Annotated in this window: 24 protein-coding genes; 22 read left to right on the forward strand and 2 right to left on the reverse strand. The window is 39.7% G+C overall.

Features of this window, described 5'->3' with window-relative positions:
- Positions 1–3: 3 nt before the first annotated feature.
- The 15 genes from LREU_RS00575 to pyrE all read left to right on the forward strand — a co-directional run bounded on the left by LREU_RS00575 (position 4) and on the right by pyrE (position 13,580).
- The gene (locus tag LREU_RS00575; RefSeq protein ID WP_003669681.1) at positions 4–1,302 is read left to right on the forward strand and encodes a pyrimidine-nucleoside phosphorylase; all 1,299 of its coding nucleotides are present in this window, start codon (positions 4–6) and stop codon (positions 1,300–1,302) included.
- 20 nt (positions 1,303–1,322) lie between these two features.
- Positions 1,323–2,033, forward strand: a complete 711-nt coding sequence (gene deoD, locus LREU_RS00580; RefSeq protein ID WP_003665392.1) for a purine-nucleoside phosphorylase — start codon at positions 1,323–1,325, stop codon at positions 2,031–2,033.
- Between the two features lie 109 nt (positions 2,034–2,142).
- On the forward strand, positions 2,143–3,075 hold the full coding sequence (locus LREU_RS00585; RefSeq protein ID WP_003669683.1) for a DNA-binding transcriptional repressor DeoR: 933 nt from the start codon (positions 2,143–2,145) through the stop codon (positions 3,073–3,075).
- An 83-nt stretch (positions 3,076–3,158) separates the two neighbouring features.
- The gene (gene guaB / locus LREU_RS00590; RefSeq protein WP_003669685.1) at positions 3,159–4,301 is read left to right on the forward strand and encodes an IMP dehydrogenase; all 1,143 of its coding nucleotides are present in this window, start codon (positions 3,159–3,161) and stop codon (positions 4,299–4,301) included.
- Between the two features lie 180 nt (positions 4,302–4,481).
- Positions 4,482–5,171, forward strand: a complete 690-nt coding sequence (gene croR / locus LREU_RS00595; protein WP_003665397.1) for a response regulator transcription factor CroR — start codon at positions 4,482–4,484, stop codon at positions 5,169–5,171.
- Positions 5,172–5,202: 31 nt separating this feature from the next.
- A complete protein-coding gene (locus tag LREU_RS00600) occupies positions 5,203–6,348 on the forward strand; it encodes a sensor histidine kinase (protein WP_003669688.1) in 1,146 nt (381 codons plus the stop codon).
- 135 nt (positions 6,349–6,483) lie between these two features.
- Positions 6,484–7,392, forward strand: a complete 909-nt coding sequence (locus LREU_RS00605) for an AzlC family ABC transporter permease (protein ID WP_003669690.1) — start codon at positions 6,484–6,486, stop codon at positions 7,390–7,392.
- Positions 7,393–7,394: 2 nt separating this feature from the next.
- Positions 7,395–7,739 (forward strand): AzlD domain-containing protein, encoded by a 345-nt coding sequence (locus LREU_RS00610; RefSeq protein ID WP_003669691.1) that lies wholly within the window; start codon positions 7,395–7,397, stop codon positions 7,737–7,739.
- Between the two features lie 86 nt (positions 7,740–7,825).
- Entirely contained in the window at positions 7,826–8,566 is a 741-nt protein-coding gene (locus LREU_RS00615) for a LysR family transcriptional regulator (protein ID WP_003669692.1), read from the forward strand.
- Positions 8,547–8,708, forward strand: a complete 162-nt coding sequence (locus LREU_RS10505) for a hypothetical protein (protein WP_003669694.1) — start codon at positions 8,547–8,549, stop codon at positions 8,706–8,708. Before LREU_RS00615 ends, LREU_RS10505 begins: the two co-directional genes overlap by 20 nt.
- A gap of 344 nt (positions 8,709–9,052) precedes the next feature.
- Positions 9,053–9,982, forward strand: coding sequence for an aspartate carbamoyltransferase catalytic subunit (locus LREU_RS00620; RefSeq protein ID WP_003669696.1), 930 nt, complete (start codon positions 9,053–9,055; stop codon positions 9,980–9,982).
- A gap of 13 nt (positions 9,983–9,995) precedes the next feature.
- Positions 9,996–11,288 (forward strand): dihydroorotase, encoded by a 1,293-nt coding sequence (locus LREU_RS00625; RefSeq protein ID WP_003669697.1) that lies wholly within the window; start codon positions 9,996–9,998, stop codon positions 11,286–11,288.
- Positions 11,288–12,214 (forward strand): dihydroorotate dehydrogenase, encoded by a 927-nt coding sequence (locus tag LREU_RS00630; protein ID WP_003669699.1) that lies wholly within the window; start codon positions 11,288–11,290, stop codon positions 12,212–12,214. Before LREU_RS00625 ends, LREU_RS00630 begins: the two co-directional genes overlap by 1 nt.
- Complete coding sequence (pyrF, locus tag LREU_RS00635; RefSeq protein WP_003669700.1) at positions 12,196–12,942, forward strand: orotidine-5'-phosphate decarboxylase; 747 nt, start codon at positions 12,196–12,198, stop codon at positions 12,940–12,942. Before LREU_RS00630 ends, pyrF begins: the two co-directional genes overlap by 19 nt.
- Complete coding sequence (pyrE, locus tag LREU_RS00640) at positions 12,939–13,580, forward strand: orotate phosphoribosyltransferase (RefSeq protein WP_003669702.1); 642 nt, start codon at positions 12,939–12,941, stop codon at positions 13,578–13,580. Before pyrF ends, pyrE begins: the two co-directional genes overlap by 4 nt.
- 71 nt (positions 13,581–13,651) lie before the next feature.
- On the opposite strand, the gene LREU_RS00645 is transcribed toward pyrE, so the two are convergent.
- Positions 13,652–14,311, reverse strand: coding sequence for an HAD hydrolase-like protein (locus LREU_RS00645; RefSeq protein WP_003669704.1), 660 nt, complete (start codon positions 14,309–14,311; stop codon positions 13,652–13,654).
- Positions 14,312–14,435: 124 nt separating this feature from the next.
- The gene (locus tag LREU_RS00650) at positions 14,436–15,611 is read right to left on the reverse strand and encodes an SAM-dependent methyltransferase (RefSeq protein ID WP_012390487.1); all 1,176 of its coding nucleotides are present in this window, start codon (positions 15,609–15,611) and stop codon (positions 14,436–14,438) included.
- Between the two features lie 171 nt (positions 15,612–15,782).
- Between LREU_RS00650 and LREU_RS00655 the strand changes: the two genes are divergently transcribed.
- From LREU_RS00655 to purB, 7 genes are all read left to right on the forward strand, one after another.
- Positions 15,783–16,808 carry an AI-2E family transporter gene (locus tag LREU_RS00655; protein ID WP_003669708.1) on the forward strand — a complete coding sequence of 342 codons (1,026 nt, stop codon included), beginning with the start codon at positions 15,783–15,785 and terminating at the stop codon, positions 16,806–16,808.
- A gap of 176 nt (positions 16,809–16,984) precedes the next feature.
- Positions 16,985–18,646, forward strand: a complete 1,662-nt coding sequence (locus LREU_RS00660; protein WP_003669710.1) for a formate--tetrahydrofolate ligase — start codon at positions 16,985–16,987, stop codon at positions 18,644–18,646.
- A 193-nt stretch (positions 18,647–18,839) separates the two neighbouring features.
- Positions 18,840–20,519: an acetolactate synthase AlsS gene (alsS, locus tag LREU_RS00665; protein ID WP_003669712.1), complete on the forward strand. Its 1,680-nt coding sequence runs from the start codon at positions 18,840–18,842 to the stop codon at positions 20,517–20,519.
- Positions 20,520–20,535: 16 nt separating this feature from the next.
- Positions 20,536–21,252: an acetolactate decarboxylase gene (gene budA, locus LREU_RS00670; protein WP_011953372.1), complete on the forward strand. Its 717-nt coding sequence runs from the start codon at positions 20,536–20,538 to the stop codon at positions 21,250–21,252.
- A 184-nt stretch (positions 21,253–21,436) separates the two neighbouring features.
- On the forward strand, positions 21,437–21,922 hold the full coding sequence (gene purE, locus LREU_RS00675) for a 5-(carboxyamino)imidazole ribonucleotide mutase (RefSeq protein ID WP_003665424.1): 486 nt from the start codon (positions 21,437–21,439) through the stop codon (positions 21,920–21,922).
- Positions 21,885–23,039 (forward strand): 5-(carboxyamino)imidazole ribonucleotide synthase, encoded by a 1,155-nt coding sequence (gene purK / locus LREU_RS00680; protein WP_003669715.1) that lies wholly within the window; start codon positions 21,885–21,887, stop codon positions 23,037–23,039. Before purE ends, purK begins: the two co-directional genes overlap by 38 nt.
- 71 nt (positions 23,040–23,110) lie before the next feature.
- Entirely contained in the window at positions 23,111–24,406 is a 1,296-nt protein-coding gene (purB, locus tag LREU_RS00685; protein ID WP_003669716.1) for an adenylosuccinate lyase, read from the forward strand.
- Positions 24,407–24,556 lie beyond the last annotated feature (150 nt).

Genomic DNA, 24,556 nt, shown 5'->3' on the forward strand with positions numbered 1-24,556 from the left:
ACGATGCGAATGGTTGATATCATTGACACCAAGAGAAATGGCGGCGTTCTGAGTGATGAGCAATTACAATTCTTTGTTGATGGCGTCGTTAATGGAACGATTCCTGACTATCAAATCAGTGCTCTCCTTATGGCAATCTACTTCCAGGATATGACCAAAGAAGAACAGACGAGCCTAACAATGAAGATGATGGAGTCTGGTGAACGATTAGATTTGAGCCGAATCCCTGGAATTAAGGTTGATAAACATTCAACGGGTGGTGTTGGTGATAAAGTGAGTCTGCCACTTGCAGCAATGGTCGCCGCTACAGGAATTCCGGTTCCAATGATTTCAGGTCGTGGCCTTGGTCATACAGGAGGCACGCTTGACAAGTTAGAAGCGATTCCAGGATTTCGGGTAGAACTTTCCGAAGATGAGTTCATTAATCAAGTTGCCAAAGAAAAATTAGCAATTGTAGGTGCGACTGGTGAGGTTGCGCCAGCGGATAAGAAGATTTATGGATTACGGGATGTTACTGACACTGTTGACTCAATTCCGTTAATTGCTAGTTCAATTATGAGTAAGAAGATTGCTTCTGGAACAGATGCGCTTGTAATTGATGTTAAAACTGGTACTGGTGCCTTTATGAAGACCCTTGATCAATCAAGACTACTGGCTAAAGCGTTAGTTGAGATTGGTAAACAAGCAGGATTAAAGTGCATGGCAGTAATCTCAGATATGAACCAGCCACTTGGAAATAAAATTGGTAATGCCCTTGAAATTGAAGAATCAATTGATGTCTTAAAAGGAAAGGGACCAAAAGATCTTACTGAATTAGTTTTGACGCTTGGTAGTTATATGGTTGTAATGGGTGAAAAAGCACAAAACACTACTGAAGCACGAAAGATGTTAGAGCAAACTATTCAGGATGGATCAGCCTTTGAACGGTTTGCAGCAATGATAAAAGCACAAGGTGGAGATCCAGCTGTTGTTGATAACTATCAATTAATGCCGCAAGCTAAATATAAGATTCCGTTCAAAGCTGATCGGGATGGAGTATTGACAAAGCTTTCAGCGGATGAAGTTGGAACTGCCAGCATGTTATTAGGCGGAGGCCGTCAAAAGGCAGATGATGCCCTTGATTATAGTGTAGGAATTGAATTACACCATAAGCTGGGTGATTACGTTAAAGATGGCGAACCAATTTTAACAATCTATAGTAACCGCCAAGAAATTCCAGATATAGAACAGTTGCTAAGAGAAAGTATTAAAATTAGCGATGATGGCAAAGTACCAACGTTAATTCATGAAATTATTGAATAAAGAGACAGGAGGATATTTCAATGAGTACACATATTAATGCAAAAATGGGTGACTACGCAGACACTGTATTACTTCCGGGGGATCCGCTGCGTGCAAAATATATTGCAGAAAACTTCTTGGAAAATGTTAAACAAGTAAATTCAGTCCGGAATGCCTTTGGTTATACTGGTGAATATAAGGGTCATCGTATTTCAGTACAAGGATCTGGGATGGGAATTCCTTCGATGTCAATTTATATTAATGAGTTAGTACGCGAATTTGGTGTTAAAACCATTATCCGGGTTGGTTCTTGTGGCGGAATTGCTCCAGATGTTCATGTTCGCGATGTTCTTCTTGCCCAAGGTTCTTCAACCGATTCAGCAGTAACGGTAAATACATTTGGACCAGGATTCCATTACGCACCATTAGCTGATTTCAAGTTGTTAGATACTGCCTATCATGTAGCTGGTAAATTAGGTATTGAAACAAAAGTTGGAGATATCTTTGCTGCCGATCGTTTTTACAATGATGAGCTTGATATGGAAAAGCTTCGTGACTATGGAATTTTAGGAACAGAAATGGAATCTGCCGGACTTTACTTGTTAGCGGCTAAGCTTCATTTCCGGGCACTTTCAGTTTTGACTGTTAGTGACTTAATCTTTGGTGACGAAAAAGCAACTGCTGAAGAACGTGAACGAACATTTAATGATATGATTAATATTTCGCTTGAAACGGCGATTGCTGGAAAGTAGCTTCTTGCATAGGTTAGAGAATGCATTTTATAATAAAATGTGGTTTAGATAATGAAAGAGACTGAGGTAATGCCCAGTCTCTTTTAATATGGGAAAGGAGGGGGATTAGATGGATGATAAAAATAAGATTGAATTAGCGCTAAAAGTAGCAACCTTATATTATCGTGATGGATGGAACCAAAGCGATATTGCAACTGAACTAAATATTTCCCGGGCAACAGTGTCACGATTATTACAATTTGGTCGGGATCGAGGATTAGTAACCATTAAAATTCATAATCCAGTTGCTCCGCTTCACCAGTTGGAAGTGGACTTGCTCGCTAAATATCCATCATTGCATAAAATTATTATTGTTCCAGGCACGGATGATCCACTTGAAGAAGTTGGTGCAGCGGGTGCTAAATATATCGAACAAGTCGTAGAAGATAAAGATATTATTGGATTAGGCTGGGGAAAAACCGTCTATCAAGTAGGATTGCATTTGAAACCTAAAGACGTTACTGATATTACTGTTGTTCAAATGAAAGGCAGTATGGCAAATACTAATACGCGAAATTATGCGTTTGAAACGGTTAATATCTTTGCGAATGCTTTTAATACCGTTCCCCAGTATTTGCCGTTACCAGTTATCTTTGATCATGCAAAGACACGTGAATTAGTTGCTAATGATACCCACATCAAACATATTTTGAAATTAGGGGAGCAGTCTAATATCGCTGTTTTCACAGTGGGAACAGTACGTGACTCAGCATTGTTATTTAAATTAGGTTACTTCACCAAGCAGGAGCAATTAACATTACAACATGAGGCGGTAGGGGATGTTTTCTCTCGTTTCATTGATAGTAAGGGTCAGATAGTAAATGAAGATATCAATCAACGAACAATTGGAATTGCACTTCCTGAGTTGCAAAAGAAAAAACACAGCATTTTAGTGGCGGCAAATGTTGCTAAAGTACCAGCAGTACATGGTGTTTTGAGTGCTGGGTATGCGAATACATTGGTTATTGATCAAGAGAGTGCAAATAGTCTAGTTGATTTTTAAATTAATTTAAATTTTTAGATTGACCTCAGTGCGAAATCCTAGTAGAGTATACCTAATTAAAAATCAAAGGAGTTGCACTACAGATGTCAAATTGGGACACGAAATTTGCCAAGAAGGGCTTAACCTTCGATGATGTATTACTTATTCCAGCCGAAAGTCATGTATTACCAAATGAAGTTGACTTGAGTACACAGTTAGCTGATAATTTGAAGCTTCATATTCCGTTGATTAGTGCCGGAATGGATACTGTTACTGAAGGACCAATGGCGATTGCAATGGCCTTACAAGGGGGCTTAGGGGTTGTTCACAAAAATATGTCAATCCAAGCCCAAGCAGGAGAAGTGGCTAATGTAAAGAGCGTAGTCGTACCTGCAGGCGCAACTAAGGCTGCTGTTGATGATAATAATCGATTATTGGTTGCTGCAGCAGTTGGGGTTACTAGTGATACTTTTGAACGTGCTGAGGCCCTTTTAAAGGCGGGCGCAGATGCTATCGTTATTGATACAGCTCATGGACATTCAGCAGGTGTTCTTCGTAAGATCGCGGAAATTCGCGAACACTTCCCAGACGCAACCTTAATCGCTGGTAATGTTGCTACTGGTGAAGCTACTCGCGCCTTGTTTGATGCTGGTGTTGACGTTGTAAAGGTTGGTATCGGTCCTGGTTCAATTTGTACTACTCGGGTGGTCGCTGGAGTTGGTGTTCCACAAATTACTGCTATTTATGACGCTGCTAGTGTTGCTCGTGAATATAACAAGCCAATTATCGCCGATGGAGGTATTAAGTACTCTGGTGACGTTGTAAAAGCTCTTGCTGCTGGTGGTAATGCAGTAATGCTTGGCAGTATGCTTTCTGGTACGACGGAAGCACCTGGCGAAGTTTTTGAAGACAATGGCAAGAAGTACAAGGCTTATCGTGGAATGGGTTCTGTTGGTGCAATGGCTCAAGCACATGGTTCCTCCGACCGTTACTTCCAAGGTGGAGTAAATGAAGCTAATAAGCTTGTTCCGGAAGGTATTGAAGCTCGGGTAGAATACAAGGGCGATGTTTCTGATATTGTTTTCCAAATTGATGGTGGTCTTCGTTCAGGAATGGGTTATGTTGGTGCTGGTGATATTCCAACATTGATCGAAAAGGCCCAATTTGTCCAAATTACTAACGCAGGACTTATTGAGTCACATCCTCATGATGTCCAAATTACTCGTAGTGCACCTAACTATAAATAATTAATTCAATAAGGAACTGCTATGGCTTTATTCGTGAAGATATAGTCACAGCAGTTTTTATTTCCCGAGAAATAATGGAGGGTAAACTTTTTGTTAAGGCTATCCTAGAATGATCGCTTTTTTCGCATAGTTAGTTATAATATTCAATAGGATATTATGCTGTAAAAAGGAGTACCTCTTATGAAAATTCTAGTTGTTGATGATGATAAAGAAATTGTTCAATTACTTGAAATTTACATCCGAAATGAAGGATATGAGCCAATTTCTGCTTACGACGGAAAAGAAGCATTGACAAAGCTAAATACTAATCCTGATATCGGTCTGATTATTCTTGACTTAATGATGCCAGAAATCGATGGAATGGATGTAATTAAGCGGGTGCGGAAAGATTCTGATATTCCAATTTTAGTGCTTTCAGCTAAGACGGCAGATATGGATAAGATACAAGGTCTAATCACTGGGGCGGATGATTATGTTACTAAGCCATTTAATCCGCTTGAAGTAATGGCACGAGTTAAATCATTACTTCGTCGGAGCCAAGGAGAAGTGACAAATGATCAACCAGATATTCTTAATGTTGGTCCATTATTAATCAATAAAGATTCTCACGAGGTTAAGACGATTAAAGGGGATGTAATTCAATTAACAGCCCTTGAATTTGGTATCTTATACTTACTTGCCAGTCACCCTAATCGTGTTTTCTCAGCAGATGACATTTTTGAGCGGGTATGGCAACAAGAAAGTGTCGTATCAGCTAAAACAGTCATGGTTCACGTGAGTCATTTGCGGGATAAAATTGAAGAAGCAACTAACGGTGAAAAGGTTATTCAAACTGTGTGGGGTGTTGGTTATAAGGTGGAAGACCACTAAAGCCTAGCCTTAATGATGTGGAGGAAAAATTGTGAAGTTAACGGGGCGTGAAAAGAGTTCGCTTATTTTAGAAGGGGTAGTAACGGTTATCTTATTGTTATTGCTGAACATGGCGATTATCGTAATTATTCAAGATGCCATTCAGTCAAATCCGGGAGTAACCAATGGAATCTTTATGATTAAGCAATCATTGAAGATTGGCCCGCTTCAAGCACAAATATGGAGCTATCAGCGGATCTTAATTGCCTTTTTAGTAATTATTGATGTGTGGGTAGTATGGTGGCGATTACGTCGTCGGTACCACCTTTATCAAATGGATCATATTATCGCGGAATTACACTATATTGCGCAGGGACATTTGGATCATCGAATTCCGTTTCGGCTAAAAGGGAATCAACAGCATGTTATTACTAGTGTAAATGCATTAGTTGATAGCGCGGTGCGGTCGATGGATGATGAACGGAAGATTGAAAAGTCAAAAGATGAGCTGATTACTAATGTGAGCCATGATTTACGGACGCCATTGACTAGTATTATTGGCTACTTGGGATTGATTGAAGATAAGCAGTATCGTAGTGAGGAAGATATTCTAAAATATACCCATACTGCTTATGAGAAAGCTAAGCAAATGAAGACCTTGGTGGATGATTTGTTTGAATATACAAAAGTTCAGCAACATGGGGCACCAGTAAATATTATGAAAATCGATCTTAACCAGTTAATTGAACAGTTAACGGCAAGTTTTGAATTAGAAGCCCAGCATCGCGGAATTGAAATTACTTCCTCAGTTATCCCTAATCCTTTAATGATTGAGGCGGATCCGGAGAAGCTTGGGCGGGTTTTTAATAATTTAGTTTCAAATGCCTTTAAATACGGCAATGGTGCAAGTTACATTCGGATCAATGCCCGGCAAGAAAATGATATGGTGGTCGTCAAAGTTGCTAATGATGGTACACCAATTCCTGAAAAAGCACTTGACCACCTATTTGAGCGTTTCTACCGCGCAGAAGCTTCCCGTTCACGAGCTACTGGTGGAACGGGATTAGGTTTAGCGATTGTCAAAAGCATTGTTGATCTTCATCATGGGAGCGTCAAGGTTACTTCAACTGAAGACGAAACAGCATTTATTGTCACATTACCTTTAAAACAAGAAGTTAAAGAAAACAAGCAAAAATGAGAAAAAAGTCTAAAATCATTTGATTTTAGACTTTTTTCTTTTTCAATTATATTCAACTAATTTTATATGTGGTAGACTAAAAGAGCATTGTGTCACTTGATATTATAAAAGATACAAATTATTGGAGGAAATTCTGTGGCTAAAGCACAAATAAATCCAGAAAGGACACGCTGGCTTGAGGTGCTTGGTGTCTCAATGCCATTGTGTCTTAGTTATATTCCGATTGGATTGGCCTGTGGAATCTTACTACACGCAGCAGGTTTAAACTTTATAATGATTTTATTGGTGTCGGTATTAGTGTTCTCTGGTGGGGCACAATTTATTCTGGCATCGTTATTAGCAAGTAACGCTCCATTAGGGACTATCTTTATCTCACTTTTCTTCTTGGAGTTACGATATGCATTGTTAGGATCGAGTTTATCTAAATATATTAAGGATAAATCAGCACGTTTCATCCTCATCTTTTCTGCATCAATGAACGATGAAAACTATGCTGTTAACTATATGAAGTTTGCAACTGATAAGAAATGGGATCCCGATGACGCGTTGTTAGTGGAGTATTATTCACTTGCAGCATGGTCGATTTCAAACATGGTTGGTGGTTTGATTGGTGGTGCAATTTCGATTGACCTTGAAGTGGTTGACTTTGCATTAACTGCCTTATTCTTATATATGATCGTAATGCAAGTTCAAAATCACTTGACCCTAGTTATTGGCATTTTGGCAGCTGTTCTTGGTGTATACTTCCAGGCATTAACTAAAAGTACACTGGGGATTATTATTGCGACCTTAATTGCTTCCTTTGTTGGATTCTTGATTGAAAATACAGTTCGTCATCATAGTAAGCATCCAAACTCGAACTGGTTCTTGACAAAAATGTTTAGGCCGAAGATCACAAAGACTACGATCGAGGATAAGCAAGCGCAACAAAAAGAAGTTAAGGAAGTTGAAAAACTGGAAACTAAGATTGAAGATGTTGTTGAACACCATGATAAGAAACATGAAGAGCGAAAACATGATGATCAACATCCTGATGAGGGCTAGACATGGAACAACTATTAAGTAATAAAATCGTTTACCATATTATAGTGATTATCTTGGCAGCTTTAGCGGCATTTATTCCCCGTTATCTACCAGTATTATTCTTCTCAACGCGAAAAATTCCAGAATGGTTTAATGAATGGATGAAATATGTCCCAGTTAGTTTATTTGCGACCCTGGTTGTAAAAGGGATTTTCTTAACTGGCTCTTATCATTTTACTCTATTTGGTTATCCAGAACGGATTATTGCAGCATTGATCGTGATTGTGATTGCGTACTTTACTCGATCAATGTCGATTTCAGTAATTGCTGGATTGGTTGCTGTTTGGCTTCTGAGTTTAGCGTTATAAGAGTAGTTTTGTTATAATTAAATTAAGCTTTAAACAGTGGATTGGTTTCTAACTTGCGAAGGAGCCAATCCCTTTTATTTTAGGAAGTGAGTACGTTGGATTTTAAGCAAACAATTGCATTTGTTAATCTTGCTAATACTTTGGATTATCAATATGCAGCAAAAAAATCAGGGATAACGGTTGATGAATTGGTTCGCACAATTAAGGCGCTTGAAGAAGAGCTTAACGTCAAGCTTATTAGACCTGAAGGCGGCGTAGTTGAATTAACTGAAATCGGGGCAAAACTTTTACCGTTGATCACTGAAATTGCTCAAAAACATGCTAAATTATTATCGGTAGTTACGGATTATCGAAAAAAGGAAGCGGAAGAAGCGATCAAAGTTACTGTCGTCCCAGGCTTTGCCAATTATCAAGCAGCCCCGGTTGTTAAAAAATTAGCCCAACAACATAAAATGAATATTGTTGAAGATGTTGATCCAATGGCACAGCTACAACAAGGGGAAAGCGAGCTGGCATTTATTAGTTATGCCGGCAAACTTCCCGATGATTTTGAGGTGCTTTCAGTGGGAACTGATGACTTAGTAGCTTATATCCCAGCGCGGAACCCACTTTCTGAACAAAAGGAATTAACGCTTACTGATCTAAAAACAGAAAAATTTTTGACACTAAACCATCAAAATCCATTTGCAGTCTTTGTTCAACAGGTTTGTGCTGCTGCTGGATTTGACCCATATTCCGTTTTTGAAGGAGAAAAAGGAAGAACATTAGTAAATATGGTTGCTTTGGGGGATGGGGATAACCTTGTTGATGGAACAATCAATAAGTGAAAACTTAGATAGTAAAGTGGTTAAAGTGCCAATTGTTCCCAAAGTTACTCAACACCTTGCTGTTGTTCGTCGTAAAAATGTAGAACACACGTCAGAGCAAGAAGAGTTATGGCAAGCTCTAAAAGAATCCTTTGAAAAATAGAAAAAAGATTTGACATTTTCACGAACTACGCTTATTATCATAAATAACAAAAATACCTTTAACTTAGTCCCGTGAGGCTAGGAAGGATTTAATTGAGCGTTTAAGTACACCTTCTTAGCTATTGCTGAGAAGGTTTTTCTTTTAAGCAGTAGCACCAAGAATACGCCAGTAAAATCAATAGGTATTTTGAAACGACCGACCATTTAATTGTTTCCAGAGAGAGCAGAACGGTATGTTGTTTTTAGCCTACTTATATCCTAAAAGCAAACAGTGATGACTCTCGAAATTTAAATGGGAAGTTATCACTGTTTTGTTGTAATTAGACTGGAAAAGGAGCGCTATTGATGATTAGTACAGAAAGAATTCAACCAAATTTAGTAACAGTTGCCGACATGGACGCAGCAGATGCAATTGATTTAATTCATGAAGCCCAAGCATATAAAGCTGGGAAGCAAGCGGTTCTCACTGCACCGGCATACGCGGTTAACCTCTTCTTTGAAAACTCAACCCGAACAAAGACTAGTTTCCAAATGGCACAAATGAAGTTGGGGATGAATGTACTAGAATTCGAAGCGGGCACGAGTTCAGTGAAAAAAGGGGAAAGCCTCTATGACACTGTTAAGACAATGGAATCAATCGGTGTAAATGTTGCGGTAATCCGTCATCCTGAAAATGAATATTACAACCAATTGATTAATCATTCAGACCTTAAGATCGGAATTGTAAATGGTGGTGATGGTAGTGGTCAACACCCATCCCAATGTTTACTTGATATGATGACAATTAATGAAGAATTTGGCGATTTCAAGGGCTTAAAAGTACTAATTATTGGTGATCTTAGTCACTCTCGAGTAGCGCACTCAAATGCAATGATGCTTAATCGTCTAGGAGCAGAGGTTTATTTTGCTGGCCCAGAAAAATGGTATGATCCTACACTGGAACAATATGGAACTTTTGGTGACTTTGACGAATTGCTTCCTCAAATGGATGTAGTTAATTTACTACGAGTTCAAAATGAACGGCTAACGACTGCTGACGGTCAGGCTTTTGATGCTAATCAATATCACCAAGCTTATGGTTTAACTTTAGAGCGGGCCGCAAAGATGAAGCAGGGTGCAATCATTATGCATCCAGCGCCAGTTAACCGGGGTGTTGAAATTGATAGCTCCCTTGTTGAAGCGCCTAATTCCCGCATTTTCCAACAAATGACAAACGGCGTATATACCCGGATGGCAATTCTTAGTCGAGTTCTTCGTTACCAAGGATTGATGTAAAAAGGTGATTACGATGAGTAAGGCAATTTTACTAACGAATGGCCAGCGAATTTATAATGATGAATTGGTTAAGAGTGAAGTTTTGATTGTAGATGGCAAGATTAAGGCAATTGGCGAGCATATCCAGGTACCAAGTGATGCAGAAAAAGTTGACCTAGATAATGGCTTGATTACACCGGGACTAATTGATATTCATGTCCATCTTCGCGAACCAGGCTATACCAATAAAGAAACGATTGCCACAGGAAGCAAAGCCGCTGCACATGGTGGCTTTACGACGATCGCTGCAATGGCTAACCTCAATCCGACATGTGATACACCAGAAAAATTTAAAGAACAGGTTGATCGAAACGAGAAAGCTGGACTGGTAAAAATCCTCCAATACTCACCAGTTACAGTTGGTCGGGCTGGGAAACAAGCAGTTAATGTTGCTGAGCAGTATGCTGCAGGTGCCCGTCTTTTTAGCGATGATGGTGCGGGAATTCAAGATGCTGGAGTTGTATACCAAGCAATGCAACAACTAGCGAAAGTTAACGCTCCGTTATGTGATCATGCGCAAGATAATCAACTTGCACAAAATGGGGTAATTAATGATGGGGCAACTATTGCTAAAAAACTAGCACTACCAGGAATGCCAGCGATTAGTGAAACAGCGCAAATTGCTCGGAATTTGGTGATTGCTCAGGCAACTGGGGTTCATTATCATGTTTGCCATGTTTCAACTAAAGAAAGTATTGACCTGATTCGTCATGCCAAACAACAAGGAATTAACGTTACATGTGAAGTTACTCCTCATCATTTACTTTTAGCTGATGCTGATATTAAAGAGGATGATGCTGAATTTAAGATGAATCCACCTCTTCGGCAACGTCTTGACCAACAGGCTTGTTTAATTGGGCTGTTAGATGGCACGATTGATTGTATTGCTACCGACCATGCGCCACATACCGATGCGGAGAAGCAACAAGGATTTCTTAAATCACCAAATGGTATTGTTGGCTCAGAAACAGCTTTTGCCTTACTCTATACACACTTTGTTAAAACAGGTATCTTTACGCTTGCCCAATTGATTGACTGGATGGCCGTTAAGCCGCAAGCGATTTTTAACCTTGATAACGCTGGATTATTAAAGGTAGGGGACCCAGCAGATATTGCTGTATTTGACATCGATCATCAAGATGTAATTCAACCAGACCAGTTTTTCTCTAAGGGTCACAATACTCCATTTGTTGGTGAACAAGTATACGGAATGACTAAGCGAACTTATGTCGATGGAAAGCTCGTATATCTGGAGGGAGAAGGATAATGCAAGAAACACAACGATTAGCAGTTGAATTGCCGGGATTATCACTAAAAAATCCGATTATTGCGGCAAGTGGGACTTGTGGATATGGGCAAGAAGCAGCTAAAAAGTATAACCTTAATCATTTAGGCTCCCTTGTGTTAAAGTCCACGACCCTTTATCCCCGTCAAGGCAATCCGCGTCCGCGAGTTTGTGAAACCAGTGCCGGTTGGCTTAATGCTAATGGTCTTCAGAATGTGGGCATTACCGCAGCAACTAATGAAAAAATTCCGTGGTTACGAAAAAATTATCCGCAACTACCGATTATTGCAAGTGCTGCTGGTTTTTCTGAAGACGAATACGTTAAAGTCGTTAGTGAATTTGCTAATACGGCTGGGGTGAAAGCAATTGAATTAAACGTATCATGTCCGAATGTAAAACACGGCGGGATGGCAATGGGAACTGATCCAGAAGTACTTCAACGATTAGTAAAACAAGTAGTTAAAGCTGCCCTAGGAATTCCTATCTATGTAAAGCTAACACCAAATGTAACTAATATTGTTCCCCTCGCGCAAGCAGCTGAGCAAGGGGGCGCTAATGGCCTGACGATGATTAATACGTTAACAGGATTAAGCATCGACTTAAAAACCCGACGCCCGGCTTTAGCTAATGTAACGGGCGGTTTATCAGGCCCTGCCATTAAACCTTTAGCATTAAGAATGATTCACCAGGTACGTCAGGTTTCTTCTTTACCGATCATCGGCGTGGGTGGAATTGAGTCAGCTGAAGATGTTCTTGAATTTATGATGGCGGGTGCTAATGCTGTTCAAATCGGGGCAGCTAGTTTTCATGATCCATTGGCTTGCCCGAAAATTGCAGCTGATTTACCAATCGTAATGGATAGATACGGGATTAAGAAACTTACGGATTTATGGGAGGTAAGATTTTGAAACGCTTCGTACCGATGGTGGCTATCGATGTTGCAACTAAGCAGGAAGCAATTGACTTATTTGACAAATTAATGGTAAAACCGCAGCCAATCGTAAAAATTGGAATGGAATTATATTATGGTCTAGGACAAGTAATTGTTAAAGAGGCAAAAAAGCGAGGATTTAAGGTATTCCTTGATTTAAAATTATACGATATTCCAAATACTGTTCATCGCGCAATGGCAGCTATTGGTCGATTGGGAATTGATTTTACGACAATTCACGCAGCTGGGGGCAGTGAAATGCTGATTGCCGGATTAGCCGGTCTAGAAGAAGGAGCTAAGGAAGCAGGCGTTGAACCAGCAAAGTTATTAGCAATTACCCAACTTACTTCGATTGATGAAAAAATTCTGCATGAACAACAGCATGTTGATTTGTCGTTGATTGAGTCAGTTCAAAGCTACGCACAACTAGCAGAAAAAGTAGGATTGGCCGGCGTAGTATGCTCAGCCCATGAAATCAAGGCGATTCGTGAAGTGACTGGGGATGATTTCCTATGTGTAACGCCAGGAATCCGCCCGACTCATGCAATAAAAGATGACCAAAAACGAGTAGTTACCCCTGCCCAAGCAAGAATAGATGGAAGTAATGCGATTGTGGTTGGACGGCCAATCACCCAGAGCTTTGACCCAGTTGCTGCTTATCAAGAAGTTCAAAAAGCATTCTTAAATGAGGAGGAAGAAAAATGACATATTCACAACGCGTTGCAAAGGCATTATTAGATATTCATGCTGTTACCCTTAACCCAGACCAACCATTTACCTGGGCAAGTGGTCTAAAATCCCCAATCTATACCGATAATCGATTGACGATTTCTTATCCAGAAGTTCGGCAAGCAATTTTTAATGGGATGGTTGAACAAATTAAACTCCATTTTAGTGCGGCCGATGTTATTGCCGGGACAGCAACTGCTGGGATTCCTCATGCGGCATGGGTTGCTCAGAATATGGAATTACCGATGATTTATGTTCGGACTAAACCGAAAGATCATGGTCAAGGCAAGCAAATTGAAGGGGTGCTTAAAGAAGGACAAAAAGTCGTCGTGATTGATGACCTTATTTCAACTGGTGGCAGTGTACTAAATGCTGTGCGGGCGGTTAACAATGCAGGCGGAAAAGTAATTGGCGTTGTTTCTGTCTTTACTTATGATTTGCCGGCTGCCGAACAAAACTTTATGGCAAATGGGCTGAAGTACTATTCAGTAACGGATTATATGACTTTGATTAAGGTGGCCAAGGAAAATAACCAAATTAGTACAGACCACCTCAAATCCCTTCAAGAATGGCGAAAAGACCCGTTAAGCTGGAGCAAAGAGCAAGCATCATAATAAATTGATTATCAAAAAAGTCTAAGATTGATTCAGAAAAATGTTAATCTGAAGTAATCTTAGGCTTTATCTTATTGCTTATCTTCCCAAATCTTTTGGAGCATTGGGTAGCGTAAGTCACCAACTTGTACTACTTGATAATCTGCACTTGCTAATGTTTTGGCATCACCAACACCAATTGCAATCGCATTTATGTGATGAATATTCTCGATATCATGAGCTGTCGTTCCAACTCCTATACAATTAGCGCCGATAAGGTTTAATTGATTAACAGCAGTTAGATATGGGTTTTCTTTATCATTAGTCTTAACGATACTATCGACATAGTTATCAAGGCCAATTTGTTTGAGGACATTTTGCACATCCCCATTAGTATCTAAAACAGCAATTTTAACGTAATGATCATAGAGATTTAGTAAAAGACGCTTAATCCCTGGAAGTTGATCTTTTTCACTTAGGCTATCCGCTTCTTCGTTAAGAAATTTTTGCCATTCTGCAATCATTGAAGCCTTTTCGCTAGGGGCAAGATTAGCATTAAAATGGGCTAAGATTAGGGAGAGCCCTTGCGAAGGAGTAAGGTTATCAAATTGGGAAGCTAATTTTCCAGGTAATCCCATCCCAAATTCATACATTGCAAAACGTTGCCAAGCAGTAAAGGATAACTTATTTGTATTAACAAAGATATTATTAAACGAAAAAATCGCACCGTCCATGATTAAACATCCCTTCATAGGTAATTATGTCTATATTTTAACGTAATCGAAAATGAAAGGGAATACATTTATAATAACGAACGATATAATAAGGGCCTCCATCACCCGGTTAAGCCGAACGTTGGAGACCCATTTGTTTTTTCTATTTTGTCATGTAATCCCGAGTCATTGGTAAGTTTTTACCTGAAGGACCCTTAGTAATCAAGTATTGAATAACATCAATGTTTCCAGATTCAAAGGATGCAGCACATGCTTGAAGATATAAATCCCACATCCGTGTAAAACGTTCACCCATCATATCAAGGATTTGGGCACGATGTTCATTAAAGTTCATGTCCCAAATTTCGAGGGTGCGTTGATAGTGACGGCGAAGCATTTCGATATCAGCGATTTGCATATGATTTTCTTCAATGTGACCGATCATTTCTTCGAGACCAGGTACGTAACCGCCAGGGAAGATATACTTGTTAATCCACCCATTATATGCACCGCCTTGTTGACGAGTAATACCATGAATCAAGGCAACACCATCATCAGCAAGGTAACCTTGGATATCTTTAAAGTAAAGACCTAGATTTTCTTTTCCAACGTGTTCAAACATACCAACGGATGTAATGTAATCCCACTTTTGGTCACCAAGTTCACGATAATCAACTAGTTTAACTTCGGCAACGTCTTGCAAACCTTCTTTTTCAATCCGTTCCTTAACAAAGCGATATTGTTCTTCACTTAAAGTAACCCCGGTAACTTTTAAGCCATATTCTTTTGCAGCGGTTAGCATTAATGTTCCCCAACCACATCCAATATCAAGCAATGTTTTGCCAGGCTTTGGATCAAGCTTCTTTAAGATGTGATGAACCTTGTCAACTTGGGCCTTTGTAAGATCATCGTGGTTGCCATCAGTAAAGTAAGCACATGAATAAGTTAGCGTATCATCAAGCCATAACTTGTAGAAGTCGTTCCCTACATCATAATGACTTTGAACATCATTTTCACTTTCTTTTTCTGAGTGGCCTTGTTTAGGTAAAAATTTGCGGAACTTAGAACTCCGCATAAAACTATCAGCACTTTCATAGGCTGATTCGATCAATTCTTGAATGCTACCCTGGATCTCAATCTTCTTATCCATGTAGGCTTCCCCAAGTGCAATTGAGGCGTTCTTGGTAATATCACGCATTGGAATTTTTTCCTTAAAAGTGATAGTTACCTCGGGAGTTCCGTCACCATAGATAACACTTGATCCATCCCAAAATACGATCTTTACTGGAATGTTAAACGAGTGCTTTAGTAGTGACTTATAGAACGTCTTTTCTAACATGAAACGCATCCTTCTTTCTGCAATAATAATATTCATTATAACACCCTCAAAATAAAAGTGTTTCAAGACAATTTATAAAAAACATTTCATAAGAAAGCGATAAACTAATTGCTGAAAAAATGAAAGCTTGCTACTATGCTAATTAGTAGGAAAAATAGGGGAGATGATTGAATGACGAATGCCTGGAAGCATTTTATTGAGAATGTGAAACTACGGCGCTTCACCGTCTTATTATTAATCATTGTCGTACTCTGGTTAATGAGATCAATGATGAATTTAATTTTATTTACGTTTATTCTTACTTACCTTGTTGTTAGTTGGGTAAGACTCGTCCAGCGGTGGTTACCACGAATGTCGACAAGTTTAATTGTAATCGTTACCTATGTGTTGTTAATTGTTCTATTGTATTTAGGAGTGACACGCTATTTACCAGTTTTGTCTCGGCAAGTTGTTAAAATGGTTAATTCAGTAGTTCATTTCTATAGTACGCATCAAGCGACGATGATATATCGTTATGTCAGCCATTACGTAAGTACCGCTACTATTATGAGTCAGGTTCGACATGGGATAACAATCGCAGTTAGCACTTTGACAAGTATTGGTGCAATCACTGTTTCATTTGTAATGTCTTTAATCTTGAGTTTTTTCTATACGCTTGAATTAAAACAGATGAATGAATTTTCTCATAGCTTTTTAGATAGTGATTTTGGCTGGTTTTTCCAGGATATTGATTATTTTGGCAAGAAATTTGTCAATACTTTTGGGGTTGTATTGGAGGCCCAATTCTTTATTGCTATTTGCAATACGGTGATTACCACGATTGGCCTATTATTTATGCGGATGCCACAGATTTTCGCCCTATCGTTGATTGTATTTATCTTTAGTCTGGTTCCGGTTGCTGGAGTAATTATTTCAACAATCCCCTTGGCGATGGTTGGTTACTCAGTCGGTGGAATTCGCGATGTGGTTTACATTATCATCATGATTATCATCATCCATACTTTGGAGGCCTACGTCTTAAATCCTAAGTTTATGTCTAGTCGGACAGATCTACCAATCTTTTATACTTTTATTGTATTGCTGATTGGTGAACATCTTTTTGGTACATGGGGATTGATTGTGGGAGTACCAATCTTTACTTTCTTACTTGATGTATTAGGCGTAAAATCCATTCGTGGTGCAAAAAAAAGTAAGTAAAAAATAAAGTTCCATAGCGGGATTTTATTTTTTGCTTTTTGGTTATCCGAACAATATACGTTGGTTAGTTGAATAAAGTTAACGGAAATCGAACTTATTTTGCAAAATAGCTGAAAAAGTCTTGAGTTAGTGTATAATGAAATTAAGATAGGCCTAAAGAAAGGAAGCTGATATTTATGACAGACATTGAGATTGCAGACCAAGCGACCCTGGAACCAATTACAGAAATTGCCGAGAAACTCGGACTTTCAGAAGACGAAATCGAACAATATGGTAAGTACAAAGCTAAAATTGATTTAAATGTAAAACCATTACCTGATAAAAAACATAAACTAATTTTAGTTACGTCCATCAACCCGACTCCTGCTGGTGAAGGAAAGTCGACTGTCCTCATTGGCTTAGGGGATGCATTAAATCAGTTAAATTATCAGACAACGATTGCGATGCGTGAACCATCAATGGGTCCCGTTTTTGGAATAAAAGGTGGTGCAACTGGTGGTGGATATAGTCAGGTTGTTCCAATGGAAGATATTAACCTGAACTTTACCGGTGACTTACATGCGCTTACTAGTGCTAATAATACGTTGGCTGCTCTAATTGATAACTATATTATGCGTGATAATGCAATGAATCTTGATCCGCGGCGAATTATCTGGAAACGAGTAGAAGACGTTAACGATCGTGCGCTTCGGAATGTAGTTACTGGTCTTGGCGGTCCAATGGCTGGTGTTCCACGTGAAACGGGCTTCGACATTACAGCTGCCTCCGAGTTGATGGCAATTTTATGCCTTTCAACTAGTCTCCATGACTTGAAAGAACGGATTAGCCGAATTGTAGTAGGATATACATACGATAAAGAACCGGTCACAGTTGGCCAGCTTAATTTTCAGGATGCAATTACAATTATCTTGAAAGACGCATTGAAGCCTAACCTTGTTCAAACTTTAGACCATACCCCAACTATTGTTCATGGTGGCCCATTTGCTAACATTGCCCATGGTTGTAATAGTGTTTTGGCGACCCAAACTGCCCTTAACCTTTCTGATTATACTGTAACGGAGGCTGGTTTTGGGGCTGACCTTGGTGGAGAAAAGTTCCTTGATATTAAACAACGTGTTCTTGGCAAGCATCCAGATGCAATTGTCATCGTAGCGACTGTCCGAGCGCTAGAATACAATGGCGGTGCCAAACTTGCAGACTTAAATGAAGAAAATCTTGATGCGCTGAAAAAAGGTATGGCAAACCTTAATCGTCACATTAAGAATATGCAATTATATGGGTTACCAATCGTAGTTGCAATCAATCATTTTGTCAGTGATACCGATAAAGAAATCCAAATGATTAAGGATGATTGTGCTAAGCAAAATGTTGAAGCGATTTTGACTGATGCTTGGGCTAAGGGCGGTAAAGGTACCCATGATTTGGCTAATAAAGTAGTCGAACTTGCTGATAGTCCAAGTGAATTTACTCATATCTATGACGTTCAAGTTGATGACCTTCAAACTAAGTTAGAGAAGATTGCTAAGCAGATTTATGGTGCTAAAGAAGTATCATTTAGCCGTAAAGCACAAAATCAATTGAAGCGGTTTGCTAAGTATGGATGGAATGATTTGCCAGTATGTATTGCCAAGACCCAGTATTCATTTACAGATGACCAAAAACAACTAGGTGCCCCAACTGACTTTACTTTCCATATTCGGGAATTGGTACCAAAGATCGGTGCCGGCTTTGTCGTGGCATTAGCTGGTAATATGATGACAATGCCAGGCCTCCCTAAAGAACCAGCTGCTGTAAACATGATGATTGACGATAATGGTAAAATTACCGGATTATTCTAAATAACCAACACAAAACATCGATTGTGCAATAACGTACATCGATGTTTTTTTCACAAACTTTTCAAGGTTAGCGGATTGAAGTTATTGATATACTACTATGTGAACTTAATCGTTTTCTTGTGAAATTATAAAATAAGGACTACAGTAGAGGTATATCGCTTTATAAGTTTAATTAGGTAGAGGTGAATGGCTAATGGAAAAGAAACTACATGGCGCCGATATTGTTATTGATAGTTTAAGAAAACACGGGGTTAATCTCGTCTTTGGTATTCCCGGAGCGAAGATTGATCGTTTGTTTGAAGGACTAGATGGTCAAGACAGTGAAGATGCACCTAAATTAATTGTTACCCGGCATGAGCAAAATGCGGCATTCATGGCCCAAGCTTATGGTCGCTTAACCGGAAAAACAGGGGTCGCAATCGCTACTTCTGGTCCAGGGGTTGGTAATTTAGCAACCGGAATCATGACCGCTAACGCAGAAGGAGATCCAATGTTAGCGATTGGGGGCCAAGTACAACGGAAGGACCTTCACCGTGCAACCCACCAAAGCACGCTTTCAACTGAAATTATGGCGCCAATTACGCAATATAGCGCTGAAATTCAAGACCCTAATAATATTTCAGAGATTATGGCCAATGCGTTTGAAGCAAGTCAAGATGCACGTAAGGGAGCAGCTTTCGTTAGTCTTCCACAAGACGTTGATGATGCTGAGGTAACTGAAAAGCCATTGCCAATTTATGAAACACCTAAGATGGGTCCTGCTGATCCAAATGACTTACAAAAATTAGTCGAACTAATTAAAAATAGTAAAATGCCGGTTATCTTAGTCGGTCAACGGGGCGCGGATGAAGAAATTACGACTGCTCTCCGCAAATTATTAAGTGATTATTCATTGCCTGTTGTTGAAACATATCAAGCGGCGGGAGTGGTATCACGTGACTTAGAACAACAGTCATACTTTGGACGGATTGGCCTTTTCCGCAATCAAGTTGGGGATCAACTCCTTCAACAAAGCGACCTTGTTATTGCGGTTGGTTATGATCCGATTGAATATGAACCACGAAACTGGAATAAGGAGGGGAATCTGCGAATTGTAAACCTTGATACCTTGCCAGCTCAAATTGATAACCACTATACGCCAATCATGCAACTGGTTGGTAATATTGCTACAAGCTTAACGGGGCTTGATAAGTTACTAAAAGGGTATGAGTATCCTGTTGCAGCCACTGAGCAACTCGCTAAGTATAAGCAAGAACTTGACCAAGATAAAAAGATTCAAGTACCAACAAGCAATGATGCCAGTCATCCGTTAGCGGTTGTGCATGCAATTCAAGAAAATGTTACTGATGATATGCACGTTGCGCTAGATGTGGGTTCCCACTATATCTGGATGGCACGACATTTCCGTTGCTACCAACCACGACACCTGTTAATCAGTAACGGGATGCAAACACTGGGCGTTGGCTTGCCATGGGCGATGGTTGCAGCGATGCTTTATCCCGAACATAAATCAGTGGCAGTTTGCGGGGATGGAGGCTTCCTCTTCTCTGGGGCGGAATTAGCGACAGCCGTTCAACACCATCTTAATGTTGTAACGATTGTATGGAATGATGGCGGTCATTACGACATGGTTAAGTTCCAGGAAGAGATGAAGTATTCACAAGCAGCTGGTGTTAAATTTGGAAATGTTGATATTGTTAAGTATGCTGAGAGTTTTGGTGCAACTGGACTGCGGGTAAATAAGCCAGCTGACCTTACTAAGGTACTCAGTCAAGCGTTTAATATTGACGGCCCAGTTGTGGTAGATGTGCCAGTTGATTACAGTAATAATAAAGAATTAGCTGCCAACTTGATTGATTCACAACTTGGCTAAGAGGGGAACAAAGATTATGACAACATTATATGAACACGGAACGTTAGCTGCTTTGATGGCAGGAAATTTTGATGGCACAATTACTGTCGGTGATTTACTAAAACATGGTTCGATGGGAATCGGGACTTTTACTGGCTTAGACGGTGAGGTTGTTATCCTGAATAACGAAGTGTACCAAGCGGTTTCAAATGGTCAGGTCAACCACATTACAGATATGGATGCTACAATGCCATTCGCCTCAGTCCATTTTCCCGCTGAACAACAGGATATAACATTAAGAAATGTAAACTTTGCTAAACTTAATAATGATTTTGTTAAAGAACATAAGCTTGCTAATGTTTTTGCATTCTTACAATTAAGCGGTGAGTTTGAGCACGTTAAAATTCGAATTGCTCCGAAACAGGAAAAACCATACCCGACTTTACTCGATGTCGCGCAACATCAATCCGAGTTTACGGCTGAAAATATTTCCGGAACCATTATCGGTTATTATGCACCAGAAATTTTTGGCACGATTACGGCAGAAGGCTGGCATCTTCATTTTATTAGCGATGATCGGCAATTTGCTGGGCACCTCCTGGCATTTGATGCTCCAGAATTAACAGGTAGCTTTGAAATTTTTGATAACCTGGAACAACATCTGCCGATTCATAATCAAGAATTTCGGGAGAGTACAGTTGATATGGCAACTTTACGTGATGGAATTGCTAAATCGGAAGGTAATGCTGAATAGAACACCTAACCATCCATCCTTCGGGGGTGAGACTGAAAACTCGCAAGTGAGTTCAGTCTCACTCTCTTTCTTTTTGTTTATTATACACGAACTATTTATTGTTTATTTTATTTAAAGTTCGAATTTGTGTTGAATTACGGAAGATGATTTGCTATCCTTAAAGCAGATTTGAGGAGGCATTGTTATGAGTGATATTAGTGTCGTGATGGGCAGTAAATCAGACTGGCCAACTGTTAAAGAAACTTGTGATATTTTAGATGAATTTGGTGTTTCATATGAAAAGAATGTGATTTCTGCTCATCGGATGCCAAATGAAATGTTCGCGTTTGCGCAAAATGCGGTTGATAATGGGGTTAAAGTAATTATTGCATGTGCTGGGGGAGCAGCTCATCTTCCCGGAATGATTGCGGCAAATACCCCCCTGCCAGTAATTGGGATCCCAGGACAGACAAAAGCTCTTGGTGGCATGGACTCGCTTTTATCAATTGTTCAAATGCCAGCGGGAATTCCGGTGGCAACCACTGCGATTGGAAAAGCAGGCGCTAAAAATGCAGCGTTATTAGCATTGCAAATTCTGGGGATCACAGATAAGCATATCCAACAACAAATCATCGAATATCGACAGGCGATGCATGATCAAGCAAAAGAAAGTGGGCAGTATCTTGAATAAATTTATTCCACAAGGCTCAACGATTGGCATTATTGGTGGTGGCCAATTGGGACAGATGATGGCATTGGATGCCAAACAGACGGGGATGAAGGTTATTATTTTAGATCCGACACCAAATTGTCCAGCGGGGCAGGTTGCTGATGAACAAATTGTTGCTCCTTATGCCGATACTAAAGCGATTGAAAAGTTAGCTGATAAAGCGGATGTATTAACCTACGAATTTGAAAATGTTGATTTAAACGCTTTGGAAGATGTACAGGATCGCGTTTATCTTCCCCAGGGAACTAATTTACTTTACACGACCAAAAATCGTTTACGGGAAAAGAATTTCTTACGTCAGGCAGGGGTAAAAACAGCACCTTTCATGGCAGTGCATACTTCTGCTGAATTAAAGGATGCGGTAAAGAAAATCGGTTACCCAGCAGTTTTGAAAACTAGTGAAGGGGGATATGACGGACACGGTCAAGAAGTGTTACGTAATAAGGATGACCTCGATAAGTGTGCGCCTATTTTAGCCACTGGCGACTGTATCTTAGAGGGCTGGGTTCCTTTTAACCGCGAATGTTCAGTAATGGTCGGACGTAATGAAGATGGAGAAATAACGGCATTTCCGGTTTCAGAAAATATTCACCATGATGAAATTCTACATTTAAGCATTGTTCCAGCAAGGATCTCTTCTGAATTACAACAAAAGGCGCAAAAAATAGCGGTGCAGATTGCCCAAGCGATTAATTTGCGAGGAATTTTAGGGGTTGAAATGTTTGTAACAGATGATGGAGAGATCTATATTAATGAGCTTGCTCCCCGTCCCCACAATTCTGGTCATTATTCAATTGAAGCTTGTAACTTCTCCCAGTTCGCCATCCATAATCGAGCAATTTGTAACTGGCCACTCCCGCAAGTAGAGCTATTAAAGCCGGTGGTAATGGTAAATGTTTTGGGTCAGCATGTTAATGGAGTCCGACAACAGATTCAGAAAAAGGCAGATTGGCATTTTCATGATTATGGGAAAGCAGAAGTTCGTCATAACCGGAAAATGGGCCACGTTACAATCTTGACTGATGATATTGAAGCTACTTTAGCAGAAATTGACAATACAGGAATTTGGGGTGCATAAAGTTCGGCTTTACGTAACCGCTTTTCTTGTGCGATAATACATTTAGAAAAAATAGAGAGGATTTTTAACTGATGATTGATCGTTATACCAGTCCAGAGATGAAAAAGATTTGGAGCTTAGAAACACAATACCAATGTTGGTTAGATGTTGAGATTGCTACTGATGAAGCGTGGAGTGAGCTTGGGCATATTCCGGCAGAAGATGTGGAGAAGATTAAAAAGAATGCTAAATTTTCTGTAGAGGGAATTGCAGAGATTGAAGCAGTGACCCATCATGATGTGATTGCTTTTACCCGTGACGTTTCTAAATCATTGGGGCCTGAACGAAAGTGGGTTCACTATGGAATGACGAGTACAGATGTAGTTGATACTGCACAAGGCTTGCGTTTAAAAAAGGCGAACGATATCCTTCGTCAAGATATTGATAACTTTATGGATGTCCTTAAAGAATTAGCTGAAAAATATAAGTACACAGTTTGTATGGGACGAACACATGGTATCCATGCCGAACCAACGACTTTTGGCTTAAAAGCTGCTCGGTGGTATTCAGAAATGAAGCGTAATAAAGAACGTTTTGAACATGCTGCTAAGGGTGTTGAAGCGGGTAAAATTTCTGGTGCAGTAGGAACTTTTGCTGAAATTGACCCATTTGTTGAGGAATATGTCTGCAAAAAACTTGGCTTACGTCCTCAAGAAATCTCCACACAAGTTCTTCCGCGAGATTTGCATGCTGAATATATTGCTACCATTGCGCTTATTGGAACAAGTATGGAAGAAATGGCAACCGAGATTCGCTCTCTTCAACGAACGGAAATCCATGAAGTCGAAGAACACTTTGCCAAGGGACAAAAAGGATCTTCTGCTATGCCACATAAGCGTAATCCAATTGGCTCAGAAAACATTACTGGTTGTGCGCGGATGCTTCGTGGCTTTATGGTACCTGCTTATGAAGATGTTTCGCTTTGGCATGAACGGGATATTTCTCATTCCAGTGCAGAGCGAATGATTTTACCAGATGCAACTTCATTACTTGATTACATGTTGCGGCGTTTTGGTCGAATCTTAAAGAATCTCGATGTATTCCCTGAAACAATGAAGAAGAATATGGATAAGACATTGGGCTTAATTTACAGTGGTCGGGTTCTTTTGAAGTTGGTTAACAGTGGAATGACTCGGGAAGCAGCTTATGATTTGATTCAACCATATACCGCTAAGTGCTGGGCAGAACAGATTCCGTTCCGTCCATTATTGGAAGATGACCCAACAATTCAAAAGCAATTAACTAAAGAAGATCTTGATGATGCCTTTGATTACCACTGGCACCTCCGCCATGTTGATGACATTTATAAACGATTGGGATTAGACTAATTTAAGTTAGTTTAAGGGGCTAGACGAACAAAAAAGTTTGTCTAGCCTTTTTGTTATGCTTTATTTATCAAAACACGAACAATTTAAACTTAAAATCATATAAATATCGTAATTCGTATTGACAAGCGGGAGGAGGAAAGAGTATATTGT

The organism is Limosilactobacillus reuteri subsp. reuteri, assembly GCF_000016825.1.
In the GTDB taxonomy this organism is placed as follows: domain Bacteria; phylum Bacillota; class Bacilli; order Lactobacillales; family Lactobacillaceae; genus Limosilactobacillus; species Limosilactobacillus reuteri.

Excerpts from the sequence above, each read along its gene's own strand:
- LREU_RS00575 (WP_003669681.1), top strand. The coding sequence starts at position 4 with ATGCGAATGGTTGATATCATTGACACCAAGAGAAATGGCGGCGTTCTG.
- deoD (WP_003665392.1), top strand. The coding sequence starts at position 1,323 with ATGAGTACACATATTAATGCAAAAATGGGTGACTACGCAGACACTGTA.
- LREU_RS00585 (WP_003669683.1), top strand. The coding sequence starts at position 2,143 with ATGGATGATAAAAATAAGATTGAATTAGCGCTAAAAGTAGCAACCTTA.
- guaB (WP_003669685.1), top strand. The coding sequence starts at position 3,159 with ATGTCAAATTGGGACACGAAATTTGCCAAGAAGGGCTTAACCTTCGAT.
- croR (WP_003665397.1), top strand. The coding sequence starts at position 4,482 with ATGAAAATTCTAGTTGTTGATGATGATAAAGAAATTGTTCAATTACTT.
- LREU_RS00610 (WP_003669691.1), top strand. The coding sequence starts at position 7,395 with ATGGAACAACTATTAAGTAATAAAATCGTTTACCATATTATAGTGATT.
- LREU_RS10505 (WP_003669694.1), top strand. The coding sequence starts at position 8,547 with ATGGAACAATCAATAAGTGAAAACTTAGATAGTAAAGTGGTTAAAGTG.
- LREU_RS00620 (WP_003669696.1), top strand. The coding sequence starts at position 9,053 with ATGATTAGTACAGAAAGAATTCAACCAAATTTAGTAACAGTTGCCGAC.
- LREU_RS00625 (WP_003669697.1), top strand. The coding sequence starts at position 9,996 with ATGAGTAAGGCAATTTTACTAACGAATGGCCAGCGAATTTATAATGAT.
- LREU_RS00630 (WP_003669699.1), top strand. The coding sequence starts at position 11,288 with ATGCAAGAAACACAACGATTAGCAGTTGAATTGCCGGGATTATCACTA.
- pyrF (WP_003669700.1), top strand. The coding sequence starts at position 12,196 with ATGGGAGGTAAGATTTTGAAACGCTTCGTACCGATGGTGGCTATCGAT.
- pyrE (WP_003669702.1), top strand. The coding sequence starts at position 12,939 with ATGACATATTCACAACGCGTTGCAAAGGCATTATTAGATATTCATGCT.
- LREU_RS00645 (WP_003669704.1), bottom strand. The coding sequence starts at position 14,311 with ATGAAGGGATGTTTAATCATGGACGGTGCGATTTTTTCGTTTAATAAT.
- LREU_RS00650 (WP_012390487.1), bottom strand. The coding sequence starts at position 15,611 with ATGTTAGAAAAGACGTTCTATAAGTCACTACTAAAGCACTCGTTTAAC.
- LREU_RS00655 (WP_003669708.1), top strand. The coding sequence starts at position 15,783 with ATGACGAATGCCTGGAAGCATTTTATTGAGAATGTGAAACTACGGCGC.
- LREU_RS00660 (WP_003669710.1), top strand. The coding sequence starts at position 16,985 with ATGACAGACATTGAGATTGCAGACCAAGCGACCCTGGAACCAATTACA.
- alsS (WP_003669712.1), top strand. The coding sequence starts at position 18,840 with ATGGAAAAGAAACTACATGGCGCCGATATTGTTATTGATAGTTTAAGA.
- budA (WP_011953372.1), top strand. The coding sequence starts at position 20,536 with ATGACAACATTATATGAACACGGAACGTTAGCTGCTTTGATGGCAGGA.
- purE (WP_003665424.1), top strand. The coding sequence starts at position 21,437 with ATGAGTGATATTAGTGTCGTGATGGGCAGTAAATCAGACTGGCCAACT.
- purK (WP_003669715.1), top strand. The coding sequence starts at position 21,885 with ATGATCAAGCAAAAGAAAGTGGGCAGTATCTTGAATAAATTTATTCCA.
- purB (WP_003669716.1), top strand. The coding sequence starts at position 23,111 with ATGATTGATCGTTATACCAGTCCAGAGATGAAAAAGATTTGGAGCTTA.